Origin of the sequence: Streptomyces sp. P17 (assembly GCF_032436805.1) — a bacterium.
In the GTDB taxonomy this organism is placed as follows: Bacteria; Actinomycetota; Actinomycetes; order Streptomycetales; family Streptomycetaceae; genus Streptomyces.
Genome location: NZ_JAVRBF010000580.1, coordinates 1 through 294 on the forward strand (window position 1 = coordinate 1; position 294 = coordinate 294).

Genomic DNA, 294 nt, shown 5'->3' on the forward strand with positions numbered 1-294 from the left:
ATGATTGAGCCTACGGCTGGTGGAACCAATGCAACTTGGTTGGCTGCTTGGCCGAAGATGCAGAAGCGTCTCTATGTCGTTGCACGAACCAATCTGCCAGATCATACCATTGTTCTTAAAGCTGCTGACGATAACGCTGAATACATGATGGCTCAGTGTGATCCGACGCTCTACAACGACAACAATATTCTTTGGTCGTTCCACTCGTACATTCCGTTTCTCATTTCGCACCAAGGTGCAACATGGGCCGGTGACGTTGTGGGTCACGTCAAGAATATTCCTTACCCGCTGTGG

The 294-nt window shown here is 49.3% G+C and carries 1 protein-coding gene; it reads left to right on the forward strand.

All coding sequences use genetic code 11. The features are described 5' to 3' along the window. The coding region (locus tag RMT89_RS42185) for a cellulase family glycosylhydrolase (RefSeq protein ID WP_315889053.1) at positions 1-294 on the forward strand (294 nt) is incomplete at both ends.